General features: G+C 68.1%; 3 protein-coding genes. 1 reads left to right on the forward strand and 2 read right to left on the reverse strand.

The annotated features are described in order from the left end of the window. The coding region (locus FVW20_RS11065; protein ID WP_231039046.1) for a substrate-binding domain-containing protein at window positions 1-227 on the forward strand (227 nt) is incomplete at its 5' end. A 228-nt stretch (window positions 228-455) separates the two neighbouring features. On the opposite strand, the gene FVW20_RS11070 is transcribed toward FVW20_RS11065, so the two are convergent. After that, window positions 456-1,373 carry a MarR family winged helix-turn-helix transcriptional regulator gene (locus tag FVW20_RS11070; RefSeq protein WP_196609611.1) on the reverse strand — a complete coding sequence of 306 codons (918 nt, stop codon included), beginning with the start codon at window positions 1,371-1,373 and terminating at the stop codon, window positions 456-458. 182 nt (window positions 1,374-1,555) lie between these two features. Further along, window positions 1,556-2,997: M14 family metallopeptidase (locus FVW20_RS11075; RefSeq protein WP_196609612.1), on the reverse strand; the 1,442-nt coding region annotated here is incomplete at its 5' end.

Genomic DNA, 2,997 nt, shown 5'->3' on the forward strand with positions numbered 1-2,997 from the left:
CGGCCCCCGGCATCCGCGCCGTGGCCGGGCTGCTGGGGCTTGGCTTCGTGCCGGTGCAGCGCGAGCGGTTCGACCTGCTGGTGCCCCGCGCCCGTTATTTCGACCGGGGGGTGCAGCTGTTTCTGGGCATGCTGGTGGACGCGCGCTTCCGCGCCCTGGCCGACGGCTTCGAGGGGTACGACCTGTCGCGGGCCGGGCGGGTGGTGTTTCCCGGGGACGCGCCCTAGGGCGCCATGGGGCGGCGAGGGATGCCGTAAATCGGCGAACGGACGCAACGGCGCGGGCGGGGTGCCGTCAGGCCCCGCAGGCACGGCATTTTGCATCAGGGGCGCGCTACCGCATCAACGCGCCACCGTGCCGCAGGGCGCGGGCATGTTACGCCCAAGGCCAAGGGGCACTCCGGCTGTGGCCGTGGTGCCCCTTTTCTTGCAAATGCGCACGGAGGTGCGGCGTGATCAGGCGTCGCGTTCCGCATCCGCCGCAAAATTTTCCGGCGCGAAGTTTTCCGGCGCGTCGGTGTCGCGGGCAACGGGGGACGTCTCGGCGTCCGGTCCCCGGTCGCCGCGCGGTCCGTGCGGGCCGAACCCGTCGTGGCGTCCGCGGCCAACCCGGCCTCCTTGTCCGCCTTGTCCGGCATGACCGGCATGACCGGCATGACCGGCGCGTCCCCGACCGTGTCCATGCCCGCAGCATCCGCCGCGTTCACCTTCCGCATCGGCGCGGCCCTGGGGACCGTCGGGGCCGTGCGCCGCATGGCAGCAGCCCTGCCCATGCGGACCGTGCCCGTGATGTCCATGTCCATGCGGACCATGCCCATGCTGGCCGCCGCGCCCGCCTTCAGCAACGGCGTCTTCGCCCCCGTGGCAACCGTGGCGGCCCCTGCCGTGTCCATGCCCGTGCCCGCCCATGCGACGGCAGGCCCCGGTCTCGCCTTCCCTGGCCTCCAGCGAGGCGATGAGCTTGTCCAGCAACGCGGAAAGGTTGTCCTGCTCCTCTGCGGTCAGACCGGCCAGGGTGGCTTCCGCCGCGTCCGTGCGGGCCTGGCGCACCTCGTCCACCATGGACCGGCCCTTTTCGGTCAGGAACACGGCGCTCATGCGCTGGTCTTCCTCGTGGCGGCGGCGTTCGATGCTGCCGTCGCGCGAGAGCTTGTCCAGCAGTTCGCTGAGCGAGGGGGGCTGCACGCGCAGCAGGGCCGCCAGGTCGCGCGAGCTCAGCCCGTCCCGTTCGGCCAGCATGGCGAGAACCCGGCCCTGTCCGCGATGTGCGCCGCCGCGCCCGCCATGCGGACCGTGCGGGCCATGGCCCCGGTGCAGCAGATTCATGCAATAGTGTAGCTGGTGAAACAGCTTTTCGGTGGTGGAAATGTTCATTTGGGTCTCCTTGATTTGCCTTTGATTAGGTGCCTAACAAATTGGATACGGGCATCCGCCGGGGCGGTCAAGGAGAATCTGTTAGGTGCCGAAATAATTTTCGACGCAGCCTGAAACGGAAAAAGCCCCTGCCATGGCGGCAAGGGGCTTCTTGATATTTTTCGGGCTATTGCGCGGCAGGGCTAGTACCCCAGCAGGCTCTCCTTCCCCGCCACCGAAGGCCGCATGTCGCGCTTGCCGGGCTTGGCCCCACCCTCGAAGCGCACCAGGATCATGCCCGCGAACTTTTCTCCCCGGTACACTTCCACCCGGTAGATGTTGCCCGACTTGTCGATGGAAAAGCGGTTCTGGAAATCCTTCTTGCGGATGGCCACGTCGCATTCGCTGTCGTCGCGCGCGTCGGGCCGGGCCACCTGCGCGCCGATGGCGTTGACGCGAAAGCCGTCCACGGGGTGCACGGTGAAGGCATCGCGCACGGTGACCATCCTGCCGAAGGGAACCACCAGCTTGCGGCCGTCCACGTCCAGCGAGAGCGAGCCGGGGCCCTCGGTGTATTCGCGCCATTCCGGGGTGATGCGCGTCAGCGCCCGGTTGCCGTAGAACACCCGGTAGCCGTCGTCCTCGTCCACCACGGCCAGGATGGGCTTGGTGGCGGTGAACGATACCTTTTCGCCCTTCTTGAGCGGAATGTACCCCAGCGATGCGCGCACGTCGTCCAGCGGCAGGTACAGCCGCTGATCGAAGAAGGCCACGGCCACGTCGCTTTCCAGCGCGGCCAGCACGCCGCGCGGGGTCATGGCGAAGTCGCGCTTGAAGCCCACGCCCATCTGGCGCAGGAACGATTCCAACACGCGCAGATGGTAGTAGGCGCGCTGTTCGGTGGAAAAGTCCTTGCTGGCCTCTATGCCGAAGGCGGGCTTGCCGTGGCGGATGGCGAAGAAGGTCAGGGTCTTCTCCATCTCGTGGTCGCCTTCCGCCGTGCGGGTGTTCTTCAGGTGGTACTCGTGCATGGGGCTGAGCAGGCCGCCGTTGGCCTCGCGCACGGCCTTCTGGCCCATGGCGGCAAGGTCGCCGTGGCGCGCGCCGGGCAGGGTGGCCTGGTCGATGATCACGCTCTGTCCCCAGCGCATGGGGTTGCGCATGGGGCCTTCGTTCCGGGGGCGGTAGAACCCGCTGCCGTCGTGCAGGTTCAGGATCAGGTCCACCTGCTTGTCGAGGATGATGTCCTTGATGCGGCAGACGGTGTCGTATTCCGGGTCGTCCTTGCGCAGGGCGGCGAACTTGCGGTTCATGTCGCCATTGGGCCCGCGCGAGCGCTTGATCATGCTGGAAAAATTGAGGTTGGGCACCACCCACACCGATCCGCCCGTGATGGCGTAATGGGTCACCAGAAGCGACGCGGCGGAAAAACCGCCAGGCTCGTCGCCCTGTATGCCGCCCACCACCAGCACGGTGGGGCCGTTGCCGGTGCCCAGCTTGTACAGGTTGAAGTCCAGTTCGGTGTGGCGGGGCGGGGCCTTGGTCAGGTCGGCTGCGGCGGTGATGGCGGCGGGTGCGGGGCTGGCCGAGGCCACGGTTTGCGTGGTGGCGGGCCGTTTTGCCTGGGCGGGCGATGCCGCCGGCG

The organism is Nitratidesulfovibrio oxamicus (assembly GCF_015731765.1).
Classification (GTDB): domain Bacteria; phylum Desulfobacterota; class Desulfovibrionia; order Desulfovibrionales; family Desulfovibrionaceae; genus Cupidesulfovibrio; species Cupidesulfovibrio oxamicus.

What these genes read in the sequence shown, in the direction of transcription:
- FVW20_RS11070 (WP_196609611.1), bottom strand. Translation starts at nt 1,373, where the DNA reads ATGAACATTTCCACCACCGAAAAGCTGTTTCACCAGCTACACTATTGC.